Source organism: Asticcacaulis biprosthecium C19, assembly GCF_000204015.1.
Classification (GTDB): Bacteria; Pseudomonadota; Alphaproteobacteria; order Caulobacterales; family Caulobacteraceae; genus Asticcacaulis; species Asticcacaulis biprosthecius.
This window is the reverse complement of sequence record NZ_GL883077.1, coordinates 2,342,316-2,345,752: the sequence shown is the minus strand read 5'-3', so window position 1 is coordinate 2,345,752 and position 3,437 is coordinate 2,342,316. Positions and strand designations below refer to the sequence as shown.

At 63.9% G+C, this 3,437-nt stretch carries 4 protein-coding genes; all 4 read right to left on the bottom strand.

All coding sequences use genetic code 11. The features are described 5' to 3' along the window. Window positions 1–329 (bottom strand): hypothetical protein (locus ABI_RS25655; RefSeq protein WP_040308798.1); only part of this gene is annotated, 329 nt, incomplete at its 3' end. Continuing rightward, the gene (locus ABI_RS10565; RefSeq protein WP_006272942.1) at window positions 326–1,561 is read right to left on the bottom strand and encodes a phage portal protein; all 1,236 of its coding nucleotides are present in this window, start codon (window positions 1,559–1,561) and stop codon (window positions 326–328) included. The genes ABI_RS10565 and ABI_RS25655, both read right to left, overlap by 4 nt. Then, window positions 1,561–2,787: a phage terminase large subunit gene (locus ABI_RS10560; RefSeq protein ID WP_040308797.1), complete on the bottom strand. Its 1,227-nt coding sequence runs from the start codon at window positions 2,785–2,787 to the stop codon at window positions 1,561–1,563. Before ABI_RS10560 ends, ABI_RS10565 begins: the two co-directional genes overlap by 1 nt. A 150-nt stretch (window positions 2,788–2,937) precedes the next feature. Beyond that, window positions 2,938–3,261 carry a hypothetical protein gene (locus ABI_RS10555; protein WP_006272939.1) on the bottom strand — a complete coding sequence of 108 codons (324 nt, stop codon included), beginning with the start codon at window positions 3,259–3,261 and terminating at the stop codon, window positions 2,938–2,940. Window positions 3,262–3,437: the final 176 nt, after the last annotated feature.

Sequence of the window (3,437 nt, the reverse complement as noted above, 5' to 3'; positions counted from 1 at the left end):
TAGGCATGATCCTCATTCATCACCGGAATCACCGCCACCAGCGCCGCCCTGGCCAAGGCCCCACACCTCGACCGCGAGACAGCCGCAGCCGGCGCCTCACGCCACATCTCCCGCGTCCCATCGACAATCGACTGCGCCGCCGTCAAAGCCCTCGCCTGCCCGTCGACCGCCGCGGCTTCCCGCTCGATCACCGTCGCCAGCTTGACGACCAGATCGGCCAATCCATCGGCCGCATCCGCACCCAGCCGCAACACCGCCGCGTCCAAAATCCCAGCCAACCGTCCGGCCAAACGCCGCTCCGGCCCGCGTCGCATCCGCACATCCGTCATTGCGTCCCCTCAACCTTCACACCCAACGGCACCTCACTACCGGCGACCAGCACGACATCGCCCTCATCGCCGACCGGCCCAAACCCGACCAACCGCCGCTTCTCGTTGATGCTCAACCCGACACCCCTCGCCGCCCGCTCCCAGCGCACCGCCTCATCCGCCGCACTGGCCGCGTCGGCACTGTAATCAAATCGAATCTCAACCCCGGGCGCCACGGGCTGCAGCCAGGCCGTCAGCTCTCCGGCGATAAATCCGCACAGAGGTCGCACCGTATCGCGCGCAAACCCGGCCCGGGCCTCTGCCTGATTGTTAAACGTCGAATCCCCGGCAATCCCCAGCAGCACCGGCGGGACACCCAACCCAAAACAGATCTCCCGTGCCGTCGCGTTCCTTAGATCCATCGCCTGCATATCCGACGACGACGCCCCCAACTCCTGGTAGGACAAGGTCCCGGCCAGAAAGGTCGGCAACCGCCGCGTCGCATCATCCTTCATCTGCTGGCTCAACCTGACCCGCTCCTCACGAATCTGATCGGGCTCCAGCGTCGAATCCTTGTCGACCACCACCACGGCCGGCCGCCGTCCCTGGTGCTCGAATTGCCCCTTGGCATAGTTACGGACGGCATTGTTTTCCTCGATCGACCGGCCCGCCATCTCCACCGGAGACGCCGCCTTGTCGCGCAGATTGGGTCGCTGGCGGATGATCCGCCGGACCTCACACCACCCGTCCGCCTCGTTGGGAAAGACCACCGGCCCGCCGTTCTCGCGCCGGAACTCATACCCGCTCAGCACACCGTGACGGTCGCGCCTCGCCTCGAAACCCTTGCGGCCATGGACATAGATCTCGCTCAGCCCCGCCGTCACCCGCACACCGCGCAGATAGGCCTGGCCATAGGTCGCCATCAGCACCGCCAACCCATATTTAACCTGCCCCGCGCTGTCCTCGCCATTGGCCCTTTGGTTTAGCACCGCCAACAACGGATGCGCCTCCAAACGCTGCCCGTCGCGCCACACCTCCACCGGCAATTGCGCCACGGCCTGGCCGATCATGTCGGCGCACCGCGCCGCCACCGGATTGCCGTAGGCCACCTCATAGGCGTCCTGCGAGCCGCTCAGCCAGTCGACCCAGCTCGTCTGAGGCCAAAAAAGATTAGGCCTATCTAAGCGCGCCACATAGTCCCGCGCTACGGAACGCCCGAACAACTTGCCCGCCCATCCATTCCAAAAGGCCATCAGTAGACCCCAAACGCCAGGCTACGCCGGCTCAGCTCGGTCAGCGCCCACACCAACGCATCCAGCCGGTCTGGCGACTTCCCCTTCACGGCATATCCATTCGGTGTCATCTGCAATAACTGTCCTTCCAGCGCCGGAAACGGGCGCCTGTGATAGACCTTGTGCTGCTCATAAAGCGCGGCGATGGGCTCGGCCCGCACCTGCTTGCCTCGGCTGGCCGTGACCTCGCGGATCCGGCAATGAACTCCATTGACCCGCAGATTGCTGGCCACCAGGTCGCCGCCAAAATTCTTCTCGACCACCACACAGTCCGCCGCATAGGCATCGACCGCGCGCAAAACCTCCGTGGCCCATCCCTCCGGCGACCTGGCCGCCACCGACCGGTCGTCCAGGACGATATAGCCTTCGGCGCCGTATCGCCCGGCGACCACGATCCCGACCTCGTCGCCACCGCCGCCGGCAGGGTCCACCCCCACCACGACCCGGCCGACGGCCTCCATGACCTTGTCCCGGCCCTGCACCCAGGCCCGGTCCAGCAACTCCCGCGTCCACAGTGCATTCTGGGCCGACGGCATATAGGCCCCGTCCCAGATCCACGCCGCCCGCAACGGGTCCTTCTTGCGATCCAGCGCCATCTGCTCGCGCAGTGCCTCCGGAAAGTGCGGATTGCTGTCCCAGTTGACCCGCCGGCAGATCGTCTTTTGCGGCTCCACATCGCCGCGAAAGAACCTGTCGACCGGATCGGTCGGCAGCATCGGGTTCCACAGGCACCACAGCTCGGATTGCGGCGTCCGCAATACGGTCGGTATCAGCACATCCAGCGACCTTTGCCGTCCTTCGCTGGCCTCTTCCCAGATGGTCAGAGTCGCGCCCTCCAGCGACTTGATACCTTCAGGCTTGTTACCGCGCCACAATCCCAGGAACAGGATCTCCGCCCCGTTTTCGACATGGTGAAACCGCCCGTTGGCCTGCCGGAAAGCACCTTCCAGCCCATAGGCCTCCAGCCGGTTCCTCACCAGGGTAAAGGCACTATCCGCCAGACTGCCCTGGATTTCGCGCACGAACACCACCCGGGCACCGGGCGTGTTCAGGCTATGGTAGATGGCGGCATTGGCAAATTCCCAGGACTTGGCCGCCCCTCGTCCGCCATAGGCTGCCCGAAAACGAAAGCTCCCCAGCGGCTTTTTCGTAAGAAACCGGTAGGCGGGAATGGGTTCAAGAATCACTTTTCCTTCTCCTCCCCATTTCTTCAATGGGGAGGTGGCGAGCAAGTGAGCCAGGCCGAAGGCCATTGGCGAAACGCGTCGAGGCGGAGGGGTCCAGGCCGCCTACTCCCAAGCCAACAAAAAAAGCCCACCAATCGGCGGGCCCATTCATCACTCACAATCCTTGACGATGAAATCTGGCTCATCTGACTCGCTCTCCTCGTCAACCACCGAAGTATCGTATTCACCCTCCCCCAAGGGTGGCTCTTCTCCGGCAATCACATAGTGGATAACGGGAGGCACAACCTTCCCCTTGGCGGCTTCGACAACCTGCCCGGCCTTGCCATGACCGCGTTCCAGAAGTTCCTTGGCGGCCGCCACGCGCGACGCGTCGCTGCCACCATTTGCCATGATATCCGCCAGTGCTTTCAACGCGTCGGCCGTGTAGCCTTGCGCCAGCGCGTGAATATCCGGCGGTCGTTTTTTCCGGGGCATGTCCGAATATGTCTCCCCTCTTCGTTTACCGCATAGGACTGGAGTGACGGGTACCTTACCGATGCCCGAAAACCTGGCCCCAACAAAAAGCCCGCCGTGTCTCCCCGGCGGGCTTTAATTTAACACCAGCCCACGATGATCTTGGCACATCGGGGCTGGCAAGCGCGACCGCGCGT